Origin of the sequence: Virgibacillus halodenitrificans, from assembly GCF_001878675.1 — a bacterium.
In the GTDB taxonomy this organism is placed as follows: Bacteria; Bacillota; Bacilli; order Bacillales; family Amphibacillaceae; genus Virgibacillus_Q; species Virgibacillus_Q halodenitrificans.
Map to the genome: position 1 here is coordinate 355,580 of NZ_CP017962.1, position 23,651 is coordinate 379,230.

General features: G+C 37.6%; 26 protein-coding genes. 13 read left to right on the top strand and 13 right to left on the bottom strand.

Translation table 11 applies throughout. From position 1 onward, the window contains the following. The first annotated feature begins 172 nt into the window (after window positions 1-172). The 9 genes from fni to BME96_RS01945 all read left to right on the top strand — a co-directional run bounded on the left by fni (window position 173) and on the right by BME96_RS01945 (window position 9,301). A complete protein-coding gene (gene fni / locus BME96_RS01905; protein ID WP_019379131.1) occupies window positions 173-1,228 on the top strand; it encodes a type 2 isopentenyl-diphosphate Delta-isomerase in 1,056 nt (351 codons plus the stop codon). Between the two features lie 80 nt (window positions 1,229-1,308). Beyond that, window positions 1,309-1,764, top strand: coding sequence for a DUF2188 domain-containing protein (locus BME96_RS01910; RefSeq protein WP_019379132.1), 456 nt, complete (start codon window positions 1,309-1,311; stop codon window positions 1,762-1,764). Window positions 1,765-1,857: 93 nt separating this feature from the next. Further along, window positions 1,858-2,724: an MBL fold metallo-hydrolase gene (locus BME96_RS01915; RefSeq protein ID WP_019379133.1), complete on the top strand. Its 867-nt coding sequence runs from the start codon at window positions 1,858-1,860 to the stop codon at window positions 2,722-2,724. An 88-nt stretch (window positions 2,725-2,812) separates the two neighbouring features. Then, on the top strand, window positions 2,813-3,532 hold the full coding sequence (locus BME96_RS01920; RefSeq protein ID WP_060681614.1) for a DsbA family oxidoreductase: 720 nt from the start codon (window positions 2,813-2,815) through the stop codon (window positions 3,530-3,532). A 375-nt stretch (window positions 3,533-3,907) separates the two neighbouring features. Beyond that, window positions 3,908-4,861, top strand: coding sequence for an ABC transporter permease (locus BME96_RS01925; protein WP_019379135.1), 954 nt, complete (start codon window positions 3,908-3,910; stop codon window positions 4,859-4,861). Next, window positions 4,851-5,801, top strand: a complete 951-nt coding sequence (locus BME96_RS01930; RefSeq protein ID WP_019379136.1) for an iron chelate uptake ABC transporter family permease subunit — start codon at window positions 4,851-4,853, stop codon at window positions 5,799-5,801. Before BME96_RS01925 ends, BME96_RS01930 begins: the two co-directional genes overlap by 11 nt. Beyond that, on the top strand, window positions 5,795-6,550 hold the full coding sequence (locus BME96_RS01935; RefSeq protein ID WP_019379137.1) for an iron ABC transporter ATP-binding protein: 756 nt from the start codon (window positions 5,795-5,797) through the stop codon (window positions 6,548-6,550). Before BME96_RS01930 ends, BME96_RS01935 begins: the two co-directional genes overlap by 7 nt. A gap of 309 nt (window positions 6,551-6,859) precedes the next feature. Further along, the gene (locus tag BME96_RS01940) at window positions 6,860-7,837 is read left to right on the top strand and encodes a siderophore ABC transporter substrate-binding protein (protein WP_019379138.1); all 978 of its coding nucleotides are present in this window, start codon (window positions 6,860-6,862) and stop codon (window positions 7,835-7,837) included. Window positions 7,838-8,575: 738 nt separating this feature from the next. Continuing rightward, window positions 8,576-9,301 (top strand): SurA N-terminal domain-containing protein, encoded by a 726-nt coding sequence (locus BME96_RS01945; protein ID WP_019378985.1) that lies wholly within the window; start codon window positions 8,576-8,578, stop codon window positions 9,299-9,301. A gap of 18 nt (window positions 9,302-9,319) precedes the next feature. On the opposite strand, the gene hisC is transcribed toward BME96_RS01945, so the two are convergent. From hisC to hisZ, 9 genes are read right to left on the bottom strand one after another with little or no spacing between them, the layout of a single operon-like run. Beyond that, entirely contained in the window at window positions 9,320-10,411 is a 1,092-nt protein-coding gene (hisC, locus tag BME96_RS01950) for a histidinol-phosphate transaminase (protein ID WP_060681849.1), read from the bottom strand. Further along, a complete protein-coding gene (gene hisIE, locus BME96_RS01955) occupies window positions 10,404-11,045 on the bottom strand; it encodes a bifunctional phosphoribosyl-AMP cyclohydrolase/phosphoribosyl-ATP diphosphatase HisIE (protein WP_071648138.1) in 642 nt (213 codons plus the stop codon). The genes hisC and hisIE overlap by 8 nt, the downstream gene beginning before the upstream one ends. Then, the gene (gene hisF, locus BME96_RS01960) at window positions 11,036-11,815 is read right to left on the bottom strand and encodes an imidazole glycerol phosphate synthase subunit HisF (protein ID WP_071648139.1); all 780 of its coding nucleotides are present in this window, start codon (window positions 11,813-11,815) and stop codon (window positions 11,036-11,038) included. Before hisF ends, hisIE begins: the two co-directional genes overlap by 10 nt. Then, a complete protein-coding gene (gene hisA / locus BME96_RS01965) occupies window positions 11,805-12,524 on the bottom strand; it encodes a 1-(5-phosphoribosyl)-5-[(5-phosphoribosylamino)methylideneamino]imidazole-4-carboxamide isomerase (RefSeq protein WP_071648140.1) in 720 nt (239 codons plus the stop codon). Before hisA ends, hisF begins: the two co-directional genes overlap by 11 nt. Beyond that, on the bottom strand, window positions 12,521-13,126 hold the full coding sequence (gene hisH / locus BME96_RS01970; protein ID WP_071648141.1) for an imidazole glycerol phosphate synthase subunit HisH: 606 nt from the start codon (window positions 13,124-13,126) through the stop codon (window positions 12,521-12,523). The genes hisA and hisH overlap by 4 nt, the downstream gene beginning before the upstream one ends. 19 nt (window positions 13,127-13,145) lie before the next feature. Beyond that, window positions 13,146-13,730 (bottom strand): imidazoleglycerol-phosphate dehydratase HisB, encoded by a 585-nt coding sequence (gene hisB, locus BME96_RS01975; RefSeq protein ID WP_071648142.1) that lies wholly within the window; start codon window positions 13,728-13,730, stop codon window positions 13,146-13,148. Then, window positions 13,730-15,004, bottom strand: coding sequence for a histidinol dehydrogenase (gene hisD, locus BME96_RS01980; protein WP_019378992.1), 1,275 nt, complete (start codon window positions 15,002-15,004; stop codon window positions 13,730-13,732). The genes hisB and hisD overlap by 1 nt, the downstream gene beginning before the upstream one ends. A gap of 6 nt (window positions 15,005-15,010) precedes the next feature. Further along, window positions 15,011-15,637, bottom strand: coding sequence for an ATP phosphoribosyltransferase (gene hisG, locus BME96_RS01985; RefSeq protein ID WP_019378993.1), 627 nt, complete (start codon window positions 15,635-15,637; stop codon window positions 15,011-15,013). Continuing rightward, the gene (hisZ, locus tag BME96_RS01990) at window positions 15,638-16,888 is read right to left on the bottom strand and encodes an ATP phosphoribosyltransferase regulatory subunit (RefSeq protein WP_071648143.1); all 1,251 of its coding nucleotides are present in this window, start codon (window positions 16,886-16,888) and stop codon (window positions 15,638-15,640) included. Window positions 16,889-17,003: 115 nt separating this feature from the next. Between hisZ and BME96_RS01995 the strand changes: the two genes are divergently transcribed. The 4 genes from BME96_RS01995 (at window position 17,004) to murB (ending at window position 20,209) form a co-directional block, all read left to right on the top strand. Then, on the top strand, window positions 17,004-17,801 hold the full coding sequence (locus BME96_RS01995) for a histidinol-phosphatase HisJ family protein (protein ID WP_071648144.1): 798 nt from the start codon (window positions 17,004-17,006) through the stop codon (window positions 17,799-17,801). 222 nt (window positions 17,802-18,023) lie between these two features. Continuing rightward, window positions 18,024-18,404: a YbaN family protein gene (locus BME96_RS02000; RefSeq protein WP_026041503.1), complete on the top strand. Its 381-nt coding sequence runs from the start codon at window positions 18,024-18,026 to the stop codon at window positions 18,402-18,404. 7 nt (window positions 18,405-18,411) lie between these two features. Further along, complete coding sequence (locus tag BME96_RS02005) at window positions 18,412-19,230, top strand: alpha/beta fold hydrolase (RefSeq protein WP_060681842.1); 819 nt, start codon at window positions 18,412-18,414, stop codon at window positions 19,228-19,230. A 49-nt stretch (window positions 19,231-19,279) separates the two neighbouring features. Beyond that, window positions 19,280-20,209 carry a UDP-N-acetylmuramate dehydrogenase gene (gene murB / locus BME96_RS02010; RefSeq protein ID WP_033354207.1) on the top strand — a complete coding sequence of 310 codons (930 nt, stop codon included), beginning with the start codon at window positions 19,280-19,282 and terminating at the stop codon, window positions 20,207-20,209. 178 nt (window positions 20,210-20,387) lie between these two features. Here the strand turns inward: murB and ehuA are convergent, their stop codons facing one another. From ehuA to ehuB, 4 genes are all read right to left on the bottom strand, one after another. Further along, window positions 20,388-21,158, bottom strand: coding sequence for an ectoine/hydroxyectoine ABC transporter ATP-binding protein EhuA (gene ehuA, locus BME96_RS02015; protein WP_019378999.1), 771 nt, complete (start codon window positions 21,156-21,158; stop codon window positions 20,388-20,390). After that, complete coding sequence (ehuD, locus tag BME96_RS02020) at window positions 21,158-21,868, bottom strand: ectoine/hydroxyectoine ABC transporter permease subunit EhuD (RefSeq protein WP_019379000.1); 711 nt, start codon at window positions 21,866-21,868, stop codon at window positions 21,158-21,160. The genes ehuA and ehuD overlap by 1 nt, the downstream gene beginning before the upstream one ends. Further along, window positions 21,868-22,494, bottom strand: a complete 627-nt coding sequence (locus BME96_RS02025) for an amino acid ABC transporter permease (RefSeq protein WP_019379001.1) — start codon at window positions 22,492-22,494, stop codon at window positions 21,868-21,870. Before BME96_RS02025 ends, ehuD begins: the two co-directional genes overlap by 1 nt. A gap of 156 nt (window positions 22,495-22,650) precedes the next feature. Continuing rightward, window positions 22,651-23,553 carry an ectoine/hydroxyectoine ABC transporter substrate-binding protein EhuB gene (gene ehuB, locus BME96_RS02030; protein ID WP_019379002.1) on the bottom strand — a complete coding sequence of 301 codons (903 nt, stop codon included), beginning with the start codon at window positions 23,551-23,553 and terminating at the stop codon, window positions 22,651-22,653. Window positions 23,554-23,651 lie beyond the last annotated feature (98 nt).

Below are 23,651 nucleotides of genomic sequence, written 5' to 3' on the forward strand. Positions count from 1 at the left end.
GATAGTTGGTACTTCGTATAATACCTATCCCGTTACATTTCTTTAATTTATTGGTATGATGATGATAAATATATCGATGTTTACTTTTTTATACCATTGTACCCGAAACTAAAACAAATAAAGCAACAGATATAAATAAGAAAATATACATGTAACGAAGGAGGCTCTTAAGATGGAGGAAGGAATAAATAAGCGAAAAACGGAACACATACGTCTTTGTTTGACAGAGAATGTAGAAGGTGTTGACAAATCAACAGGACTGGAAGGAATTTCATTTATACATAATGCACTGCCTGAAATTAATTTCGATGATATAAGCTTGAGCACGAGCTTTCTTAATAAGTCGATACAAGCACCTTTCTTAGTAAGCTCCATGACGGGTGGGTCTGAGCTTGCGGCGACAATCAATCAGAATCTGGCAGTTGCGGCTGAAAAAAGGGGCTGGGCAGTGGCATTAGGTTCGACAAGAGCACTTTTGGAAAGTGATGCACACAAAGAGTCTTTCCAAATTCGAAAATATGCGCCTACTGTTCCCCTCATTGCTAACCTCGGCGCTGTTCAGCTTAATTACGGGTATGGAGCAGAAGAGGCTCAACGCATTGTAGATATGACAGATGCTGATTCGCTTGTGCTGCATCTTAATAGCTTACAGGAAGCGGTACAGGATGGCGGAGATTTAAACTTTAAAGATTTGCTGCCTAAAATTAAAGAAATTTGTAATACACTTGATGTGCCAGTTGGAGCCAAGGAAGTTGGCTTTGGAATCGATGGTTTTGTCGCTGAAGAACTTTACAATGCTGGTATTTCCTATATTGATGTGGCTGGTGCCGGGGGAACTTCCTGGAGTCAGGTCGAAAAGCTTCGTTCACAGGATCCTTTAAAAAAGGCGGCTGCTGAAGCATTTAACGACTGGGGCTTGCCGACAAAAGATTGTTTGGTCTCAGTGAAAAGCAAACTGCCGGATATCCCGCTTGTGGCAAGTGGGGGAATGAAAACTGGTGTCGATGCAGCCAAAGCAATTACCATTGGAGCAGATGTAGTAGGTTATGCACGACAGTTATTGCAGGCTGCCACTGAATCTCCAGAATTCGTTGAACAAACAATGCAGCAGATTGAGCTAGAGCTTAAGATGACCATGTTTGGCATCGGTGTTAAGAATTTAGATGAATTAAAGAATACCCAAAGAGTAACAGTAATGGGAAGATCATTATTAGAGGAAAACAGTTAAGGTGGATGCCTTAGCTGTTTCTTTTTTTGCTGAACAGGGTATGAAATTAATAAGGAATTACTTCTAAAGGAGGAATACTTATGCCTTGGACAATGAATGATTACCCATCTTCAATGAAAAATTTAGATGATGCAACTAAGAAGAAGGCAATAGATATTGCGAATTCAATGATAGATGATGATTATGATGAAGGTCGGGCTATACCCATTGCGATTGAACAAGCAAAGGAATGGAGAAGAAACCATGATAAGCAGGATGTAAAAGATTATAAGAAAAAGGGAAAGCCAACCCAGCGCTCCGAAGAAGGTAAAGAGTACGATAACAACCCGGAAAGACTGGAAGAAGGAGAACAAGTAATATCTCATGAAGATGGTTGGGCAGTACAATCAACAAATGCTAAAAAACCAAGTAAAGTGTATAAAAATAAAGACGAAGCTATCGAACGAGCGAAGGAAATTGCCGAAAACAAAGGAACCTCAATCACTATATTTAATAAAGAAGGCTCTATTCAAAAACAACAGTCCTATAAATCTTAATAGCTGATTAAAATAACTACTCTTCTATGGGTGGTTATTTTTTTTGTTTCTCCAGATACTAATTTTACAATCATACCAACAAGGAGGATATTTATGGACCAAGAAAGCAATATACGTGAACATAAAAATTTTATACCAATGACTTCTATTACGAGTGGTGGAGGTATTCAAGTTAAAAGCGATGTCTATTATTATACAGATCAAATTGCAAATTTCTGTTTTATTGGATATCCCGAGAAAGGAGATTGGGTGCTTGTAGACGCTGGGCTGCCAAATGCAGCACCAGAGATAAAATCCGTAGTAGTAGATCGTTTTGGAAGAGGGAGTAAGCCATCTGCTATTATCTTGACACACGGCCATTTTGACCATGTAGGCGGGTTAGCCGACTTAATTGATGAATGGGAAGTACCTGTATATGCACATCCATTAGAGCTGCCGTATTTACAAGGACAGAAAAATTATCCGGAACCTGATACATCCGTAGAGGGAGGATTGTTAGCAAAAATATCTTCTGTTTACCCAAATGAAGCTATTGATTTAGGTGATGCAGTACAGCCGTTACCAAACGATCACCGTGTTCCTGGGTTGAATGACTGGACTTGGATTCATACTCCTGGTCATTCACCTGGACATGTTTCCTTTTATAGAGAAAGTGATTCCCTCCTACTATCAGGGGATGCATTAATTACGGTAAGGCAAGATTCATTTTACAAAGTGTTAATGCAGCAGGAAGAAGTAAACGGTCCGCCCCGATATTTGACAACAGACTGGCAAGCAGCTAAAGCTTCTGTTGAAAAACTGGCTGAATTAAAACCTGAAACTGTAATTCCTGGGCACGGAACAGTTATGAAGGGAAAAAAACTGGCTGTTGGTCTGGAGAAATTAGTGAATAATTTCGATGAAATGGCCGTTCCAGAGTATGGGAAATTTGTAGACGGTGAAAGTCCTAATTCTCATTAACCCACACTTCTTTCAAAAAAATAAGCACAATGCTTCATTCAAAAACAAAAGCTGTGCTACAATAATTTACAGAAATGAGGTGTATGTATTGAAAATAGAGATTTGGTCAGATTTTGTTTGCCCTTTTTGTTATATAGGTAAACGAAGGCTGGAAAATGCATTAACTGATTTCAAACATAATAAAGAAGTAGAATTAGAATATAAAAGTTATGAATTAGATCCAAATGCAAAGCAACAGCCTGGTAAAAGCTTTCACGAATTGCTGGCAGGTAAGTATAACATGACAGTGGAGAAAGCAAAGAGTATGAATGAAGATTTGGCAAAGCAGGCAGAAGAAGTTGGACTAACTTATCACTTTGACAAGATGCAACATACCAACACCTTTGATGCCCATCGTGTTGCGAAATTCGCAGCGGAACAAGGAAAAGGAAAAGAAATGACAGAACGATTGCTTCAAGCCTACTTTACTGAAGGTAAGCTGATTAGTGACCATGTCACACTAATTGACCTTGCTAAAGAGGTTGGATTGCAAGAGGAAGCTGTAACAGAATTATTGAAAGTAGATGATTACGCTATCCATGTTCGCGCAGATGAAGAACAAGCACGCCAAATTGGGGTGCAAGGTGTCCCGTTCTTTGTTTTCAATGAGAAATATGCTGTGTCAGGGGCACAACCTGCTTCTGTATTTGCTGAAGTTCTTGAAAAAGTTTGGTTAGAGGAAAATCAAGGACCAACACTACAGTCATTAAATCCGACGAAGTCTAAAACAACCTACTGTACGGATGAAGGCTGTGAAACGGAAGAATAAATTGTTAAAAATAATTGATTAAGTAACTAGAAGCAACCAAGTGAGAAACTTTTCTCGCCTGGTTGTTTTTTAATTTAATATGGAGAGGTTACTCCTGTACAAATACTATCTTTATACATATATCTCTATTTGGGAAAGTGCACTGTGCGTAAAGTAGAGGATTAAATGCATACCAAAAAAGAATAAATAATTCTCATTTTGTGTTGACGGTTACTTAAATTCTGCTATACTGGTAACTGAGAACTAATTGATAATGAATCTCATTATTAATTAAACTCAGTAAAAAGTAATAATAATTATTAAATAGGTTGAACAGCAAAAGGGATATCACGCTCAAAACCTGCAATAAAAAGTAAGATTTGGGAAGGTTCGTCTATGAAAATCCGTTACTTAGTTACAGTACTTATTATCTTATCAATTATATCCGTTTTTACTGGTGTCTCCAGTGTGTCTATATTAGATATTTTTTCTTTAACCGAAGATCAAATACAAATATTAACAGTAAGTAGACTTCCCAGACTAGTAAGCATTCTAATTGCTGGAATGAGCATGAGTATCTGTGGATTGATTATGCAGCAGCTTAGTAAGAACAAGTTTGTTTCACCTACAACGTCTGGAACATTGGATTCTGCGAGGCTGGGGATACTTGTTTCGATGATGATCTTTACATCCGCAAGTCCCTTCCAAAAAATGTTCGTATCCTTTATCTTCGCTTTACTTGGTACGTTTATTTTTATGAAAATACTTGAAAAGGTTAAATTCAAGGATGCTATTTTCATCCCATTAATCGGGCTGATGTTTGGTAATATCATAAGTTCTATTTCTACTTTTTTTGCATATAAGAATGACTTGATTCAAAATTTGTCATCATGGATGCAAGGCGATTTTTCAATGATTATGAGTGGGAATTATGAATTGATGTTCGTAAGTATACCGATTTTAGGTCTCGCGTTTTTTTATGCGAACAAATTTACCATTGCCGGGATGGGGGAAGATTTTTCCAAAAACCTTGGTTTGAATTATCGGCAGGTAGTGAATTTAGGTTTAGTTATCGTAGCACTTGTAACCGCATCAGTTGTATTGGCGGTTGGTATGATTCCATTTTTAGGATTAATTATCCCGAACATTGTCACAATATACCAGGGCGACCACTTGAAGAAAAGTCTGATACATACAGCACTGCTGGGGGCAATATTTGTAATGGCATGTGATATTATCGGCAGGGTAATCATTTATCCATATGAAATCCCAATCAGTTTAACGGTCGGGGTGATAGGTAGTGGCGTGTTCATCTACCTATTATTAAGGAGAAAGAAATATGGATTATAAGAAAAAAACAATTATTTTAGCTATTGTAGCAGCTTTGCTGGCTTGTCTATATATATTTTATAATCTCACTGGAAATATTGATTATATTCTGCCGAGAAGGATTATTAAAGTGGTTGCGATTATTCTCACTGGCGGTGCAATAGCTTTTGCAACAACCATATTTATGACAATTACTAATAACCGTATTTTAACACCGAGTGTAATGGGTCTGGATTCTTTATATTTATTGATCCAAACAATGATTGTATTTGTATTCGGTTCTCAATCGCTTGTCATGATGAACAGTAAAGTCAATTATCTAGTATCTATTGGTTGTATGGTGGTGTTTTCACTCATACTTTACCGAATCCTCTTCAAAGGGGAAAAGAACAATATTTACTTTCTTTTGTTAATTGGTATGATTCTCGGTACCTTCTTTGGCAGTCTGACATCTTTCATGCAGGTACTGATTGATCCAAATGAGTTTATGATAGCGCAGGACAAAATGTTTGCAAGTATTAACAATGTAAATACTGATCTCGTATACCTGTCAGTTGGATTGATAGTCCTCGTTGCCTTGTATTTTATGCGCTATTTCAAATATCTTGATGTATTGGCACTAGGCAAAGATGAGGCAATAAACTTAGGTGTTCCTTATGACCATGTAGTAAAACGATTACTTATTATCGTGGCAGTATTAATAGCCATATCTACTGCTCTCGTAGGACCAATTACCTTTTTAGGATTGTTGGTTGTCAATGTTGCTTACGAATTCCTGAAGACATTTCGACATTCATATTTGCTGACAGGTTCCATGTTAATTAGCATAATTGCACTACTTGGCGGGCAATTTATTGTAGAAAAGATATTTACATTTCAAACTACAATAAGTGTCATTATCAATTTCGTAGGTGGAGTTTACTTCATATATCTTTTGTTAAAGGAGAATAAATCATGGTAGATATTAAAAATGTTTTTAAAGCGTATAACCAGAAAAAAGTGATTGAAGATGTTTCTGTTCATATTGAAAAAGGGAAAATCACTTCCTTTATCGGGCCTAATGGAGCTGGTAAAAGTACGCTAATCTCTATGGTTAGCCGACTTATAACAAAGGATGGCGGAGAGATCACTATTGATGGAAAAGATGTTCTTAAAACAAAGAACAATGAGATGGCAAAGAAGATTTCTATCCTCAAACAGTCCAACTCCATTAACCTAAAATTAACTGTTAGGGAGCTTGTTTCCTTTGGCCGCTTTCCGTATTCTCAAGGCAGGTTAAAAGAAGAGGACTGGCAGAAAGTTGATGAGGCGATTGATTACATGGAATTAAGAGAAATGCAGGATAAATTTCTTGATGAGCTAAGTGGCGGGCAACGTCAACGTGCTCATATTGCAATGGTTATTGCACAGGATACGGAATACATTTTACTTGATGAACCGTTAAATAACTTGGATATGCGTCACTCCGTGCAAATTATGAAAACATTGCGCAGGCTGGTGGATGAATTAAATAAAACAATTGTAATTGTCATCCATGATATTAATTTTGCATCCTGTTATTCAGACAATATTGTAGCACTCAAAGATGGCAAGGTTGTTAAGCATGGCAAAACCTGTGATGTCATCGATGAATGTGTATTAAAAGATATTTATGATATGGATATAGATATTAAGAATATTGATGACAAACGAATCTGTGTTTATTTCTAATAAAAGGTGAAGAGGCTATAGAAGGAGTTTTCCTATCATGTGAGCAATTAAAAAAAGCCCTTTCCATGAAAACGGTGTGCAGACCAAATTCATAAAAAAGGACCCTACTAACTATTATCATACCTTAACTCCATGCTTTGGTAAACAAAAAAACACGCTTGGAGTCTGTATAAAAATAAAATAGGAATGGCAAGCCCATATTTGCCAACCTTATATTTCTCGCTCATGTTGATAGATTCAATCGCTCTGCTACGCTTCATTACCGATTATTAGTATAAAAATATATAAAAAACATAAGGAGTTAGAGACATGAAGAAATTTTTATTATTAGCAGTTATAGCATTTATTGCTCTATTTACAGTAGCTTGTGGTACAAGTGAAGAGGAAAATAAAACTTCTGGTTCAGATGAAGGAAGTAAAAAAGAAGAAAGCAGTGAACAATCAGAAACAATTACAGTTAAGCACGAACTTGGTGAGACGGAAGTTCCTAAAAATCCTGAGAAAGTAGTTGTATTTGATTTTGGAATGCTTGATACAATGAATAAATTAGGGATTGAGGTTACAGCACTACCGAAGAAAATCATCCCTGAATACTTAAGTGAATACAATGATGAAAAATATGAAAACGTAGGTAGTTTAAAAGAACCTGATTTTGAAAAAATTGCTGAAATTGACCCTGATCTAATTATCATTTCTGGTCGCCAATCTGATGTATATGAGCAGCTGAAAGAGCTTGCACCTACTGTATACCTTGGTTTGGACGCTACGCGCTACATGGATTCATTTAAAGAAAATGTAACTACTGTTGGAGAAATTTTTGGTAAAGAAGAAGAAGTTAAAACTGAATTAGAAGATATTGAAGGTTTAATCAGCTCTGTAAATGAAAAAGCAGAGAAGTTAGATAAAAAAGCATTACTATTATTAGCAAATGACGATAAAATCAGTGCTTACGGTCCTAATTCCCGCTTCGGATTAATTCATGATGTATTAGGCTTACCGGCAGCTGATGAAAATATTGAGGCATCTACACATGGAATGAACGTTTCATTTGAATATGTTGTGGAGCAAAACCCTGAATTGTTATATGTTATCGATCGTAGTGCTGCTATCGGCGCAGAAGGTTCATCTGCTAAGCAAATGGTTGAAAACGAATTGGTAGAAAATACAACTGCATATAAAAATGATGATATCTATTATTTAGATCCAGAACTATGGTATCTATCTGGGGGCGGCCTAATTTCTGTTAAAGAAATGATTAAAGAAGTGGAAGCAAGCCTGGAAAAATAATAGTATGAAGAGTGGCTCTAAAACAGAGCTGCTCTTTTTCTATATACATCACTCTGAAATGTAAACGAAGGATTAATTCATATTATAGATGAAATGCGAAGTAACTTGTGGAGAATGGAGTAATTCATTTTACAGAGGAAGCACCCATTGATTTGCGTTTCAGGCGGACGCTTTCCGCCGGCATGGCCTCAGCCGCTTCCTCCGCTACGCTACGTCCAGGGTCTTCGCCTCATGCTATTCCGGCAGGAGTCGCCACCCTACACTCCAATCAATTCGTACACAGCTCATTCTGGGTGTATGCGAACTTAACTTTTCTTCTTAGATATTATAGTAAATAGTAGCGAAGGGGAAATATGGAGACTCCTGCGGGAGGAGAGGCCTCGATGAGACCCCGGAACGCGTAGCGTGAGGAGGCTCATCAGCCGCCCGCGGAAAGCGGAATATTTCCCCGTAGCGGTGATTTACGCAGTCTCTATATTCTTAGTTAGTTCGCAGTTTCTTCCAAATACGCAAGGAATAAAAGGTGTATACCTCTGTATAAGTGATAAAAGCTTAGAACCAAGCATTTTGTGGCAAAGATACGGAATGGGGCTCATGTTTTGTTACCGAAATGTTATTAACCCTATTGAAACCAGTCACCGCCTTATGTCCAGAGAGAATTGGCTGTTTTACCTACTTGAAATGTGGACATGATATATGTTTGAATGTAACTACCTACTAAAGAAAAGAGGGAATTAGATGAAGAAAATTATAATGGTGTTAGTGGCCCTAACGTTTACGATAGTATTGGCAGCATGTGGAGATAATGAAGAAGAAAATGCAAAAAAAGATGAACAACAATCTGCGAATAAAACGGAAGAACAAGCTCAACCACAAGAGCAAAATGTTGAAGTAACTGAAAAAGAAAAAGTAGATGAAAAGACTCCGGTTGTCAGCATTAATGGGGAAGAAATTAAAGGGGAAACTTATAATCCATTATATATGCAAATAAAAATGCAAATGGCTCAATTCGGTCAAGATGTAAGTGATGTAACTGCAGTGAAAGACCAGACACTTAATATGATTGTTGAGCAAAAGCTGATTCGTAATGATGCAAAGGATAAAGGGTTAGAAGTAACAGATAAAGAAGTTCAAAAAGAATTTGACACAATTAAAGAGCAGAATGGCGACCAACTGAAAAAAGTATTAAAACAGTTCAAGATGTCGGAAGAAGACTTTAAAAATCAGTTAGCAAATGATCTTGTAACCCAAAAGTATATAGATTCTGAGATCGATGTTAAGGTAACAGACAAAGAAATCGAAGAATACTACAATAAGATCAAGGAACAAAACGAAGAAATAGGTAAACTTAAAGAAGTAAAAGAACCTATTAAATCTCAATTAAAAAAGGACAAAACATCTAAGAAGCTACAAGAGAAAGTGAAAAAACTAAAAGAAGATGCAGAAGTTGAAAAAATGATTTAATACTAAAAGAAGCATCAGCTAATTATTGGCTGATGCTTCTTTTGAATTTTTCTTTTCTAATATATAATCCAGCTTCTCAAAGAAGGCCCTCATTTGTTCATCTGTTCCAATTGTAATACGTAAGTAATTATCAATACCTGGACTTTGAAAATATCTAATCAGAATTCCATTTTCCTTAAACCATTTATATAGATCTTCCGCAGCTTCTTTATAATGTGTGACGAAAATAAAATTGGCAGAAGAGGGAAGGACACAAAACCCTCTTTTTTTCATTTCCGAAGTTACCCATTCACGAGTTTGCTTTATCTTTGTTATTGTATAATCGAAATAAGTAGTGTCTTTTAATGCAGCTTTTGCCCCTGCAATTGCCAGACGATCTATTGTATAAGAATTAAAAGAATCCTTTATTCTGTTTAGGCCTTCAATTAGTTGCTTGTTTCCTAACGCAAAACCTACTCTTAATCCAGCAAGTGAGCGAGATTTAGAAAAGGTTTGGATAACAAGCAGATTTTCATACGTATTAATAAGTGATACTGCGGATGCCGAAGCAAAATCAATATATGCTTCGTCAATAATGACGACACAGTCGGGATTATTATCTAAAATTTCCCGAATAGCTTGGAGATCTAAATAAATACTTGTAGGAGCATTCGGATTTGGGAAAATAACCCCACCATCCGCTTGGAAAAATTTCCCGACAGGCAAGGTGAAATCTCGGTTTAATGCAACCTTTTCATATGGAATATCAAAAAGCTTTGCATAGACAGGATAGAAGCTGTAGGAGACAGCGGGAAATCGTATAATTCTACCTGGGTCAAAAAAAGCCATATATGAGAAGGCTAGCACTTCATCTGACCCGTTTCCGACAAATACCTGATCTTTATTCAATTGATAAGTGGTAGCAAGCTCCTCCCTAAGATCATCTACAGTTGGGGAAGGATAAAGCTGAAGGTTAGTGTCTATTTCTGACTGTATTGCTTCCTTTACTTGTTGAGAGGGCGGATAAGGGTTTTCGTTTGTATTGAGTTTAATTAAATTGGATACGTTCATCTGTTCTCCAGGTACATAGGGAGAACTTCTTTTTACTGCTTCACTCCAAAACTTACTCATCCTTGCCACCTTCTTTTTGAATATGCCTTTTGCGTAATTCCTTTTTTATATCTGAGATGGATACACCAAGTAATTCCATTAATACAAGTGAGTGATAAGTAAGATCAGCAATTTCCCATGTGACCTCTTGTTTATCATTATTTTTTGCTCCAATGATTACTTCGCTCGCTTCCTCGCCGACCTTCTTTAGGATCTTATCTATCCCTTCGTTAAATAAATAAGTAGTATAGGAGCCGTCTTTTGGATTATTCCTGCGCTTTTGAATGCGTGAAACTAAGTCAGGTATTACGTTGTGATTTACTTCCTCCTGCTGATACAATGCGTTTGTAAAACAGCTTTCGCTACCAGTATGACAAGCTGGTCCCAAAGGCTCTACCTGTACTAATAAAGCATCTGCATCACAGTCAAAAGTAATTTTTTTTACTTGTTGCTTATTTCCGGATGTTTCTCCCTTGTTCCACAATTGCTGTCTTTTTCTACTGTAAAACCATGTCTCCTTTGTTTCTATTGTTCGTTGTAATGCCTCTTTATTCATGTAGGCAAGTGTCAGCACCTTACCAGTCTCTGCATTCTGGACAATAGCTGCTATTAAATCATTATCATCAAAATTTAGTTGGCTAGTGTTTATTTCCATGGTGTCACTCTCCTTTTCCTAACAGGAACTCCATTTTCAACTAAAAACTGTTTTAATTGGGATACTGAAATCTCATTATAGTGAAATACCGATGCAGCAAGTGCAGCATCTGCCACGTCGGGCTGCAATACGTCTTGAAAGTGCTCTAACTTACCTGCGCCACCACTGGCTACAATTGGGATATTGACTGATTGAGCAATTGCCTGTGTTAGGGAGAGGTTGTATCCATTTTTCTCTCCATCTGTGTCAATGGCATTTATTACAATTTCGCCTGCACCAAGTTCTTCTCCACGTTTTGCCCATTCCAGTGCGTCTAAACCAGTATCTATTCTCCCGCCATTTGTATACACAGTCCAATTTCCATCCTTATTTTCTTTTGCATCAATAGACAAAACCACACACTGGCTACCAAACTTCCAAGCTGCTTCTTGTATGAGTCTGGGATTGTCTACAGCAGCACTATTTATAGAAACCTTATCAGCACCTGCACGAAGAACCTTATGGAAATCGTCTATTGCACGGATACCACCGCCGACTGTAAATGGAATAGCAACTTCAGCTGCTACCTTTTCTACCACATCAATGAAAATATCCCTGGTTTCATTGGAAGCCGTAATGTCATAAAATACAAGCTCATCTGCCCCATCCTCGTTGTATTTTTTAGCTAAAGATACAGGATCTGCAACATCTTGAATATCTTGGAACTTTTTCCCTTTAACTACTCTTCCTTTATCTACATCCAAGCATGGGATAATTCGTTTAGCGAGCATATGGATCACCAACTAAATCTTCTAATGATAGGCTGCCATCATACAACGCTTTACCAATAATGGCACCATAGAGCTGCAGATTATTTAACTTGTTAATATCCTCTTTTGTAGTTACTCCGCCTGAAGCAATTATATTAGTAGAGGTTGCCTTATTGATTGTTTCAAGTTCTTCAAAGTTTGGGCCCTGCAGCATACCATCTTTTAAAATGTCCGTATAAATAATAGTTTGAATACCGATTTCCTCTAACTCTCTTATCAGATCAACTGCCTTGACTTTACTGGTTTTTGTCCAGCCATCAGTTGCAACATAACCATTTCTTGCATCAATGGAAACGGCTACTTTATTCCCGTATTCAGTAACAGCTTTCCGTAAAAAATCTTTATCATGAATAGCGGCAGTACCAATGATTACACGCTTTACACCAGCATTAATATAGGTTTCGATAGTGTTTAATGAACGAATCCCTCCTCCAACTTGAACTGGTGCCGTAATCGTCTTTGCAATTTCTTCAATAATCGGTTTATTTATAGATTCTCCGGTTTTAGCTCCATCAAGGTCCACGATGTGTATGAATTCTCCTCCTGACTGTTGCCACTGTTCAGCTATCGAAACAGGGGAATCACTGTAGATCTTCTCTTTGTTATAGTCACCTTGGGTAAGTCGCACACATTTTCCATCTTTTATATCAATTGCCGGAAATAAAATCATCCAATCAACTCCTTGAAATTTCTTAATAGCTGTATCCCTGCTTCGCCGCTTTTTTCCGGGTGAAATTGCATTCCTATTACATTATCCTGCTGGACAATTGCTGGTACAATTCCTCCATAATTGGTACTGGATACGAGTGTATTCTGCTGATAATCCTGAACAGCATAAGAGTGGACAAAATAAACATATTCTTCCTCTACTGTATCCTTTAACAAGGGACTGTTACGATGTTTTGTTAGTGTGTTCCATCCCATATGTGGAACTTTGACCGTATCATTCATTTTTTTTACGTTACCTTTAAGCAGACCCAGTCCTTCCCAAACTCCATCCTCATAGCTATTTTCATAGAATAATTGCATACCAAGGCAAATACCTAAAAGCTTCTTTCCGTTAGAGACCTCTTCTTTTAAGGTTGTTGCTAAACCGGACTGTTGCAGTTCATTAATAGCATCCTTAAATGCTCCTACCCCAGGGAGGATAATAGCGTCACTGTTTCTTATTTGTGTTGCGTCCGTAGTAACACATGAATGCATATTTAGCTTCTTTAAAGCAAACTGCAAACTCTTAATGTTGCCAGCTCCATAATCGACGATTGCAATCATTATGATCAAATCCTTCCTGTTAAAGTATGCCTTTTGTTGATGGTATCCCGTTAATTCTAGGATTAATTTGACTTGCCTGATCAAGAGCACGTCCAAACCCCTTGAAAATAGCTTCAATAATATGATGGGAGTTTTTCCCGTATTCGAGGTTTATATGGAGTGTTAGTTTTGCGTTACTTGCAAAAGCTTGAAAAAACTCTTCCACTAACTCTGTATCAAAGTTACCAACTTTATCTTTTAGTCCATCAACATGGTAAACGAGAAAGGAGCGCCCACTTATATCTAAGGAGATAGTCGCCAATGCTTCATCCATAGGTGAGGTAACTGCAGCATATCGGGTAATTCCTTCTTTATTACCGAGGGAGTTGGTGAACGCCTGCCCTAATGCTATTCCAATATCTTCAACTGTATGGTGTTGATCCACTTCTAAGTCGCCATCACATTTTAATTGAAGATCGAACAATCCATGCTTAGTAAAGAGAGTGAGCATATGATCAAGGAAACCAATGCCTGTTTGTATTTTGGAGTCCCCTGTTCCATCTAACTGAAGCTCCAGGGAGATATTCGTCTCTGTTGTTTTTCGATCAATTTTATACGTACGCATTAACGTTTCCCCTTTCTTATTTCAATCGAATTAGCATGTGCTGTTAATCCTTCGGTATTGGCTAACTTAATAATAGAATTCGTAGCTTTGTCTAATGCCGATGAAGAGTAATTTATAATGCTAGAGCGTTTTACAAAATCATAAACTCCTAATGGAGAAGAAAACTTTGCAGTTCCATTTGTTGGAAGTGTATGATTTGGTCCTGCAAAGTAATCACCAAGTGGTTCAGGAGAATAATTACCAAGGAAAATAGCCCCGGCATGTTTAATTGCATGAAGGTTATCCATTGGATTCTCAATCATTAATTGAAGATGTTCTGGCGCAATGGAATTAATTAATTCAAAGCCTTCACTTAGATCATTTACAAGTATAATCCGTCCATTTAACTCTAAGGATTTCTGTATAATATCCTTTCTTTCTAACTGTTGTACTTGTTTTTCTATCTCGGAGTTAACCTTATTAGCTACTTCCCGATCTGAAGTTATGCATATAGATGTTGCGGATTCATCATGCTCTGCCTGTGAAAGCAAATCAGCGGCAATATAACTTGGCGGAGCACTTTTATCGGCAAAAATACATATTTCACTGGGGCCAGCGATCATATCAATCGCAACATCACCGTACACCCATTTTTTTGCACGTGCTACATAGGCATTACCCGGACCTACAATTTTTGCTACCTTTTTAATTGTTTCCGTTCCATAAGCCAAAGCTGCTATTGCCTGAGCACCACCTATTTTATACACTGTTTGTATCCCCAGTTCATTGGCAGCTGCCAGTACATATGGATTTACCTTACCATTAGGCTGAGGAGGGGTAGTGATAACTATTTCCTCTACGCCAGCCAGTTGCGCAGGGATAATATTCATTAATGCGGTCGATGGGTAAGCGGCTTTTCCGCCTGGAATATAAACGCCGACCCTTTCCAGAGGGGTGACCTTTTGTCCGAGCATAATGCCATCCGGTTTCGTATAAAACCATGATTTTTCCTTTTGGGCTTCATGAAAATCCTTAATGTTGCTTTTAGCCTGTATTAAAGCAGACAGAAAGTCATCAGTGACCAAGTCATTTGCTTCTTTAAATTCCCTCTCCGAAACAATCAGATTTTCCAGATTGACACTGTCGAAGGCTTCTGTGTAGTCGTACAATGCACGATCACCTTTCTCTCTGACCTCTCGGATGATTTCTTGAACTACGTCATCGAGCTGGACATCAAGCTGCGTAGAACGTGTATTTTTTTGTTGTAAGAATGTTTCTGTAGTAATCACTTCCATATAAGTTCACTCCAAGGCTTCTTTCAGCTTCTCAATAAATAGCTGAATAGAAGCAGATTTTGTAGCAAAGCTCGCTTTATTAACAATTAGTCTCGTACTAATGGCTTCTACCTCTTCTAATATAACTAAGCCGTTTTCCTTTAATGTCGTACCAGTTTCAACAATATCTACGATGAAGTCAGCTAGACCGATAAGGGGCGCTAATTCCACGGAACCATTTAATTTAACGGTTTCCACTGTTTGCCTCTTTTTTTGAAAATGCTTTTTTGTGATATTAGGGTATTTTGAAGCAATGGTAAGTGTTTGATTTGTCCCAAGCTCTGTGTTTTGTTTGCCAGCAACTACAAATTGGCACTTTCCTATTTGTAAATCTAACATTTCATATACATCTGCTTGTGCTTCCAAAATATTGTCTTTTCCAACAATGCCTATGTCAGCTGCTCCTTTTTCTACGTAAGTTGGAACATCCACTGCTTTAACAAATAATAGTTTGATTGATTTATCGTTATTATAAAAAATTAGTTTCCTGCTATCTTCGTGGAAATCCTCAAATTCAATATTCATTTTTTCCAGTAATGCAATTGTGCTTTTGGCAGTTCGTCCTTTAGCCAAGGCTAACGTTATTGATTCCACTTACACACCCGCCTTTCCAGAGCTCAAAAAGGAAATAAGCTCATCTATATTCTTGAATTCAAACTCGCCTGCTTTTGTTTGCGCTTGTTTTTTCTCTATTGTCATCATAATTATTTTTGAGGTTGGTTGGTGATCATTCTTCCATTTACTGAGGGGGAACGTTAGAATCCGATAACCTTTGTTCCGTAAAATACATGCTGCAGATAGAGCGTTTTCTTGATGGTTATCATCATAGTAAAGTTGAAAAACATCTTCTTCCATGTTTGTTGCATCCAACTTATTCTGTTCATATGCTTGCAAAAGGAGATCAAAATGAAATGCAAAACCAATTGCAGGAAGTGTTTTTCCAAATTGTTCTCCAAGATGGTCGTACCTGCCTCCCATGAGTATAGGTTTTCCCACTTTATCTATGAATCCTTGAAAAATTACCCCTGTATAGTAATTCATATGGTTTATTAAACCCAAATTTAAAGATACAGATTCTCTAGCTCCATACATATCTAGTAATTTAATTACTTCACTAAGGTTTTCCAAGGTAGCTTGCATGTCCTCGTTTATCACATACTTTTTAGCCTGCTTCATAATCTGATTAGGGTCCCCGTGTAATAACGGGATGGCCATTATGGCTCTTTTAATCTCCTCATTAAGAGAAAATCGATTCAGAAAAGGTTCGATCTCTGCCAAATTTTTGGATTGGATAAGTGTCTGCAGTTGCTCTGTTTCTTGTTTTGAAAATGCAGCTTGTTCCATTAATTCCTTAAAATAACCAGCATGACCAATTTCTATTTTAAAGTTTGGAAATTTAAGATCTTTCAGGGTATGAATAGCCAGCATAATTACTTCCGCATCCACTTCTGGAGGATTTTCGCCAAGACATTCGACCCCAGCTTGTGTATGCTCCTTCTGCCTGCTTTCATCATTTGCTTGACGAAAGACATCCAAAACATAGAAATACCGGAGATTGCCACCAACTGTGTTTTCTTCCAATGCAGCCATCCGAGCGATAGGAGTAGTAACATCTGGTCGCAGTACAAGCACTTGTCCTGTAGAATCAATAACTTTGATCATATCATCTGTTTTAACCGTCCCACTTACGAGGGAATACATATCATAATCCTCAAATGCTGGGGTACGTACTTGATTATATCCATAGGTAGTAAAGCGATTTTTAAGTTTTGTTACAAGCTCTTCTCGAACCAGAAAGTCTTCCATACTATTTCTGACGCTGGCAGGGTAAACATAAGATTTCATATTTGCAGCTTCCTCCACTTCATTACTTTATCGCTTTATTACTTTATCTAAGTAAAGTTATATAGTATTCTAATAATTAATAACTAAAATGTCAACCTAGGGGGAGAGAAATATAATGTTTGATTTTCATATTCATAGTAATTTTTCAGCAGATTGTGTGACACCAATGGAAAAAACAATTGAGCAGGCAATTAAATCAGGTATTAAAGAAATCGCATTTACAGAACATATTGATTATGAATATCCAGATCCGTCCATTGTTTTTGATTTTAACCAGGAAGCGTATGATAAAAAAATAAAAGAGATGCAGATAATATATGCAGACAAAATTAAAATAAAGAAGGGTATAGAGATTGGAGTACAGCCTCATTTACTTGAAAAGTATAATGAACTAATTAGTAGAAACAGTTATGACTTCATGATTTGTTCCATGCACACTGCCGATAAGAAAGATCTACATTCCGGAGCATTTTTTAGTGGCAAAACAATTGAGGAAGCCTATCAGCTGTATTATGAGGAACTGCTTTATTGTGTGCAAAATTATTCGCATTATAGTGTACTTGGTCACCTTGATTTGGTGAAGCGTTATACAAAAGAAAAGAGCAAACGAAATTTTCATGAAATTATTCGCGAGATTTTTCGCATTATTGTTTCAGAAGGAAAAGGAATCGAATTAAACAGCTCAGGAATTCGATACGGGCTTGAAAGTGGAATGCCCAGTCCAGATATTTTAAAGTTATATAAAGATTGTGGGGGAGAAATCATAACCATAGGTTCGGATTCTCATGTAGAAAGCACAGTAGGCTATGAATTAAAGGAAGGATTGCAGCTTTTAGAGTCTGTAGGTTTTAAATATGTAGTAACATTTACCAACCAAGAGCCTGAGTTTCATCGTATTGACGAACTAATATAGCTTGATTTATAAATTTTAGAACAAAATTATTTAACGACTGTAATGAGATCATGAAGGACATTGGAACAAGTTTATTCATGTGTAATGTCCGTCATCGACTTCTCTCAAGGAATTAAAACAGCCTACGTGGGAAAATGTTCGGATATTTGTCGTTTCACTTAGGTGGAGGCACGTTTAAAATGATATACTAAAGGGGATTACATTTTAGAGCTGGTGATGCAAATGGATTATTTTAAAAAGACGTTATTGGTTATCGTTGGGTCTCTTTCCTTGGCAATCGGGATTATTGGAATCGTCTTGCCGCTCATTCCAACTACACCGTTACTCTTGTTAGCGGCGGCATGCTATATTAGAAGCTCTAAAAAATTATATAATTGGCTGATAACTAATAAATATTTTGGATCATATATCGAGAATTACCGTTCAGGAAAAGGAATTCCCCTAAAAGCAAAAATTATTAGTATCCTTTTAATATGGATATCTATGTCTTATACAGTAATATTCGTCATTCCTTTGCTAGCAGTGAAGTTACTTTTATTAGCCGTAGCTGGTTATTTTACATGGTTTATTTTAAAACAGAAAACATTGCAAAAAGGTGTGTAAAAAAGGAATGTCTTTGAAGAAAAAGCAACTAACAGGAATTACATTCATAAGCCTTGCCGTAGTAGGAGTTGTTTTCCTATTATATGTTCCAGATAATACGCAATCCGAATATGAACCTGGAATCCCCACCGTTTTTGTACACGGATATAAGGGGACAGCTAATTCCTTTGACTTTATGTTAAACCGATTCGAAAATAAATATAATTGGGGAAACAAGGCCATTGTCTATTATGTATCAGCCTCAGGAAAAGTGGAGGAACATAATTTAAATAAAGGTAGAAAAGAACCAACCTTTATTCAAGTGGTTTTTCAAAATAACCGAGCAAGCTTTGCTACGACATCGTTTTGGTTAGCCTCTGTTTTACAGCAATTAAAAGAAAAATATGAAGTAGAAAAGGTTAATCTTGTGGGACATTCGATGGGAGGAATTGTCTCGTTAAAGTATATCAAGGAATATAATGAAAAAGCATACCCATCGGTTGCTAATTTTGTTACCATTGGAAGTCCATATGATGGTATTTACAGTGATGCTTATTTTCGGATACACCATGATCCTGCTGCAGAAGATTTAAAGCCTCAATCAAACGCGCTCAAGAGATTAAGAGAAGGTGAGTTTCCTAAAGGCATAAATGTTCTAAGTATTGCCAGTACAGGCGATACCGTGGCAGTCCCAGAAAGTGTACACGCATTACGAAGTATTATACCAAGTAATCAATTAGAAGAAGTAGTTATTGAAGACCCGGAACTTGGTCATAGTGCTCTTCACGAAAACGTTCAAATCGATCAATTAATTCACTCTTTTTTGTGGCAAGATCGAGAGCAATAACTTACAATGTAGAAGATGATTAATTACAGTTAGGAATAATTTTAAGGGAATGATAAGAGTGGCAGAATATCGTCATTTGTATGAGAAACTAACGGAGGTTACGCCACCAAAGAACGTTATGGTAGATGAACCTTTAAGAAATCATACGTATACACGTCTTGGTGGAAAAGCTGATTTTCTTGTTACACCAGAGACATATGAACAAGTACAGGAAATTGTGAAGCTTGCCAACCATCAGGAAGTAAAGTTTACGCTTCTTGGAAATGGATCTAATTTAATTGTAAAAGATGGCGGGATTCGCGGTATTGTAATGAATCTGAAAAAATTAACTGCAATTCGAATAGATGAAACATCCATCGTTGCCCAGAGTGGAGCAAGGATTATAGATGTATCCAGAGAGGCTCTAAAAGAGGAACTAAGTGGTTTGGAATTTGCTTGTGGAATCCCTGGTTCTGTTGGAGGAGCTTTGTTCATGAATGCTGGTGCATATGGTGGGGAAATAAAGGATGTTTTAGTTAGTACAAAGGTTGTCGATCGAGATGGGGAGCTTTTAACCTTAACAGCGGAAGAACTGGATTTGGATTATCGTACCAGTAATATTCCTGATAATGGTTATATTGTTTTAGAAGCTACCTTCTCTTTGGAAAAAGGAGAGTACAAAGCGATTAAGGCAATTATGGATGACTTGACCTTTAAAAGAGAATCAAAGCAGCCATTGGAGTATCCTTCCTGTGGAAGTGTATTTAAGAGGCCACCTGGATATTTTGCCGGAAAACTAATACAGGATAGTGACCTTCAAGGACAACAAATAGGAGGGGCACAAGTTTCCGAGAAGCATGCCGGCTTTATCGTAAATAAAAGTGAAGCCACTGCTAGTGAATACATTGATTTAATCCACCACGTACAGGCCACAGTGAAAGATAAGTTTGGCGTGACTTTAGAACGTGAAGTGAAAATTATTGGAGAAGATTTAAATTAATAGAAATAGAAACTGTGTGCGTATGGATATGCGGACACAGTTTTTTAGTTCTTAGGGGACTATAAAATTTAGCTTCCATATATATGGTGGGGCGTTCTTCTTTTCAAAGAAGGCTCCCTGTAATCTATCCAGTTACAGATAAAGGCAGTACCTCTCAAAAGGAGGTACTGCCTTATGTCTAGCTTCTGAATCTGTGCAGGAAGCTTTGAAGTCTTTCGTTTTTAGAATGCTCGATGACTTCGCTTGCGGAACCTTGCTCAGCTATCACGCCTTCATCAAGGAATAGCACTTTATCTGCCACATCCAAAGCAAAGTCCATTTCATGAGTTACTAAGATCATTGCCATTTCTCCTTCTTTAGCAATGTCGCGAATTACCTCTAACACCTCTCCAACCAATTCGGGATCCAAAGCAGAGGTCACTTCATCGAACAGCATGACCTTTGGGCGCATGACCAGTGCTCTTGCCATAGCTACACGTTGTTTTTGCCCACCTGAGAGCTGACTTGGATAGTTATCCAGTTTATCTCCAAGCCCAACTTTTTCAAGCATTTCTATGGATCGTTGCCGAGCTACCTTTTTTGCTTCTTTCTTTACATGAATAGGTGCCGTCATACAATTCTCCAAAATGGTCATATGAGGAAATAGATTGAAATGCTGAAAGACCATACCAATATCTCCTCGTACCTCACGAAGATGCTTTTCATTTGCCGCAACAAACTCACCATTCTTTTCCATTTTCCATAGATTTTGGTCGCCTACGAATATATCTCCTGAAGTAGGCTGTTCCAATGTCATCAGCATTCGAATAATGGTCGTTTTTCCGGAACCACTCGGGCCAATTACTGCCACCTTTTCTGCCGGCTTTATTTCTAAATCAATTCCTTTTAATACATCTACATCTCCAAATGATTTATGAACATCCTTAAATGTAACAATAGGTTCTGTCATTATGTGATCGCTCCTTCACTACTTTTTAACGCTTCTTTTTTATCAAATCGTCGATTCATTTTTCTTTCCAGCTTGTTAATCAGGATAGCAGAAGGATAGCTTAATACTAAGAACAATATAGCTACTATTGTTAGCGGTTCTAAATATGTCCAGTATTGAGAACCATAGCTGTTAGCCATATGCAAGATACCCACAACCCCAATTGTAGATGCTAAAGGTACTTCCTTGAACATGATAATCAAGTAATTTCCCAGCATAGGAATAGTTGGTGGAATTGCTTGCGGTAAAATTATTTTCGTCCACTTCTTTCCAGTAGGATAATTTAATGCTCGAGCAGCTTCCCACTGGCCTTTGTCTACACCATCGATCCCGGAACGATATACTTCACCAATATACGTACTAAAGTGAATTCCTAGTCCAAGTACAGCGCTGGTAAATGGACTTAAGGTCATGCCAATTCCAGGAACCATTGGCCATGCGTAATAAATAAAAAATAACTGAACAAGTGGTGGGGTGGATCGGATAAATTCCATAATCCAAGTGACAATCCAGTTTAGCGGTTTAAAAGGGACCCTTCGTAGGAAAATCCAAACAAACCCAAATATAAGAGCAAACAGATAACAAGTAAGTGTTAATCCAATTGTTATACCCAAGCCTTGTAGAACAATAGGGAAGGCATCTAAAAAGACATCCCAGCTCCAATTTTCCATTAGCTAGCAACCCCTTTCTTAGAAATGCTCTCCATTTTCCGCGTTAAAAATATTAACGGAAGTGCAAGAATGAAATAGAATACAAGTACGAGTAAATATACGATTGGTGCCTGTGATAAATTTGAACTTCGTAAAATATCTCCGTAATACAAAATATCATGTAATCCAATTAAGGAGACGAGAGAAGTTGCTTTAAGCATCTGAATGAGATAGTTTCCGAATTCTGGAAGCATCATTCGCACTGCTTGTGGAAATATAACGAGCCGCATGCGTTGAAATCGAGACATGTTTAAAGCAGTAGCAGCTTCTGACTGTCCTTTGGCGACGGATAGAATAGAACCACGTACGATTTCTGACATATATGCTCCGTAATTTAATGCAATAGCAATAACACCAGCCCACCAGTCACTACCTAAATCAATGCCGAACAAAATTGGAATTGCGTAATAAAGCCAAAATAATTGAACTATAAGTGAGGTACCACGGAATATTTCTACATAGAAGCCAGTAAATTTTCGGAGTACGATATTATTTGAGAGACGACATAGTCCAGCAATAAACGCAAACAAATAGCCGAAAAAGGCTGAGGCGATAAGAACCGTGATTGTTATGTTTATCCCCTTCATAAGAGCGGGGAATATTTCCTCAATTGCACTAATGGTAATCACTCCCTTTTATAATTTTAGTAAGTATTCCGAAAAAACATAGGGTCTGACTCCCTGGGCGAGGGAGCCGGACCCTATGGAGTAATCAATCTATTTATCGTTCAGCTTAGCTATAAATTAATATTCACCATTACAAACTTTTTCAGTAGTAACCTCAGCTTCCACCATATTATTCTCTTCACTAAAACTGTTTTTCTCTAATAGTTCTGCAACTGTTCCATCTTCTTTTAACTCTGCAAGCTTTTCATTATACGCATCACGCAGTTCAGTATTATCTTTGTGAAATGCAGCTGCTCCGTAACTAGGTACCCCGTCAATATCCGGCTGCTCAAATCCTTCCACAAATTCTAACTTGTCTGAACCTGCAGACTCCAATGCCATTTTAATCGTCATCTCTGTTCCGGTCGTAGCGTCGGCTCTTCCTGATTCAACAGCAGAGAATGTAGCTGGAATATCAGGTGCGCTTTGAATTTGTTTTTCGCCTACACCCTCGGATTTAAGAAATTCATTTTCTGTCGCCCCCGCCATTACAGAAACAGTCACATCCGGGTTATCAGCAATGTCTTTGTAGCTCTTCAACCCTAATGGATTGCCTTTTTGTACAATCAGACCTTCCCCATACTTCATTTCTGGCTCTCCAAATGCAACATTTTTACAACGGTCCGGGTTAATAGCCATACCAGCAGTAATTACATCAAATTTTCCTGCTTTAAGACCAGGGATCAACTGGCCAAAGTCTGCTAGCTGTGAATCCATTTCTTCTATACCCAGCTCTTTAAATACTGCAGCTGCAATATCAACCGCAGCACCTTTTAACTCTCCATCTTCTTCGTAAGCATACGGCTTCTCATTGGCAAATCCAATCGTGACCTTCCCCGCATCCTGTAGTTCTGCTAATTTACCGCTTTCTCCATCACTGCTGTTTCCTTCTCCGCTAGCGTCTTCACTGCTATCCGAACCGCATGCAGCTAAAGCGATTAATGATAATAATAAAATAGATGTAAGTAATATTTTCTTCATCTTAACTAATGACCTCCTTTAAATTTTTAAACATAGATACTAAGTAGTGGTGAGGTGTCTTTTATCCTAGGTATAAATCACCCCAATTGATGCAAAAA

Coding starts and splice junctions, on each gene's coding strand:
- BME96_RS02000 (WP_026041503.1), top strand. CDS start 18,024: ATGGATTATTTTAAAAAGACGTTATTGGTTATCGTTGGGTCTCTTTCC.
- BME96_RS01995 (WP_071648144.1), top strand. CDS start 17,004: ATGTTTGATTTTCATATTCATAGTAATTTTTCAGCAGATTGTGTGACA.
- hisC (WP_060681849.1), bottom strand. CDS start 10,411: ATGAGTAAGTTTTGGAGTGAAGCAGTAAAAAGAAGTTCTCCCTATGTA.
- ehuA (WP_019378999.1), bottom strand. CDS start 21,158: ATGACAGAACCTATTGTTACATTTAAGGATGTTCATAAATCATTTGGA.
- fni (WP_019379131.1), top strand. CDS start 173: ATGGAGGAAGGAATAAATAAGCGAAAAACGGAACACATACGTCTTTGT.
- BME96_RS01930 (WP_019379136.1), top strand. CDS start 4,851: ATGGATTATAAGAAAAAAACAATTATTTTAGCTATTGTAGCAGCTTTG.
- BME96_RS02025 (WP_019379001.1), bottom strand. CDS start 22,494: ATGAAGGGGATAAACATAACAATCACGGTTCTTATCGCCTCAGCCTTT.
- BME96_RS01940 (WP_019379138.1), top strand. CDS start 6,860: ATGAAGAAATTTTTATTATTAGCAGTTATAGCATTTATTGCTCTATTT.
- hisB (WP_071648142.1), bottom strand. CDS start 13,730: ATGCGTACGTATAAAATTGATCGAAAAACAACAGAGACGAATATCTCC.
- murB (WP_033354207.1), top strand. CDS start 19,280: ATGATAAGAGTGGCAGAATATCGTCATTTGTATGAGAAACTAACGGAG.
- hisD (WP_019378992.1), bottom strand. CDS start 15,004: ATGGAAGTGATTACTACAGAAACATTCTTACAACAAAAAAATACACGT.
- BME96_RS01945 (WP_019378985.1), top strand. CDS start 8,576: ATGAAGAAAATTATAATGGTGTTAGTGGCCCTAACGTTTACGATAGTA.
- hisF (WP_071648139.1), bottom strand. CDS start 11,815: ATGCTCGCTAAACGAATTATCCCATGCTTGGATGTAGATAAAGGAAGA.
- BME96_RS01910 (WP_019379132.1), top strand. CDS start 1,309: ATGCCTTGGACAATGAATGATTACCCATCTTCAATGAAAAATTTAGAT.
- BME96_RS01925 (WP_019379135.1), top strand. CDS start 3,908: ATGAAAATCCGTTACTTAGTTACAGTACTTATTATCTTATCAATTATA.
- ehuD (WP_019379000.1), bottom strand. CDS start 21,868: ATGGAAAATTGGAGCTGGGATGTCTTTTTAGATGCCTTCCCTATTGTT.
- hisH (WP_071648141.1), bottom strand. CDS start 13,126: ATGATTGCAATCGTCGATTATGGAGCTGGCAACATTAAGAGTTTGCAG.
- BME96_RS01915 (WP_019379133.1), top strand. CDS start 1,858: ATGGACCAAGAAAGCAATATACGTGAACATAAAAATTTTATACCAATG.
- BME96_RS02005 (WP_060681842.1), top strand. CDS start 18,412: ATGTCTTTGAAGAAAAAGCAACTAACAGGAATTACATTCATAAGCCTT.
- hisZ (WP_071648143.1), bottom strand. CDS start 16,888: ATGAAATCTTATGTTTACCCTGCCAGCGTCAGAAATAGTATGGAAGAC.
- hisIE (WP_071648138.1), bottom strand. CDS start 11,045: ATGGAAATAAACACTAGCCAACTAAATTTTGATGATAATGATTTAATA.
- BME96_RS01935 (WP_019379137.1), top strand. CDS start 5,795: ATGGTAGATATTAAAAATGTTTTTAAAGCGTATAACCAGAAAAAAGTG.
- hisA (WP_071648140.1), bottom strand. CDS start 12,524: ATGATTTTATTTCCGGCAATTGATATAAAAGATGGAAAATGTGTGCGA.
- ehuB (WP_019379002.1), bottom strand. CDS start 23,553: ATGAAGAAAATATTACTTACATCTATTTTATTATTATCATTAATCGCT.